Here is a 633-nt window from a genome sequence, read left to right on the forward strand (position 1 = left end):
GGCGCCAGTGCCACGGCTTCGGCGGTGTGCTTGAGCCCCGCTACATTGTCGGCGCGGAATCACTTGACCAGTGAGCTATTACGCACTCTTTCAAGGATGGCTGCTTCTAAGCCAACCTCCTGGTTGTCACGGCAACTCCACATCCTTTCCCACTTAGCACACGCTTAGGGGCCTTAACCGGCGATCTGGGCTGTTTCCCTCTCGACTACGAAGCTTATCCCCCGCAGTCTCACTGCCACGCTCTCACTTACCGGCATTCGGAGTTTGGCTGACGTCAGTAACCTTGTCGGGCCCATCGGCCATCCAGTAGCTCTACCTCCGGCAAGAAACACGCAACGCTGCACCTAAATGCATTTCGGGGAGAACCAGCTATCACGGAGTTTGATTGGCCTTTCACCCCTAACCACAGGTCATCCCCCAGGTTTTCAACCCTGGTGGGTTCGGGCCTCCACACCGTCTTACCGGCGCTTCACCCTGCCCATGGCTAGATCACCCCGCTTCGGGTCTACAGCATGCGACTCAAACGCCCTCTTCAGACTCGCTTTCGCTACGGCTACCCGCCACCGGTTAACCTCGCCACACACCATAACTCGCAGGCTCATTCTTCAAAAGGCACGCCATCACGAACCAGAA

At 57.5% G+C, this 633-nt stretch carries 1 rRNA gene; it reads right to left on the bottom strand.

Annotated features, from left to right (window positions below):
- Positions 1 to 633 (bottom strand): 23S ribosomal RNA (locus ACGWYJ_RS38975); the annotation flags it as partial.

Origin of the sequence: Actinomadura sp. SCN-SB, assembly GCF_043906805.1 — a bacterium.
In the GTDB taxonomy this organism is placed as follows: Bacteria; Actinomycetota; Actinomycetes; order Streptosporangiales; family Streptosporangiaceae; genus Spirillospora.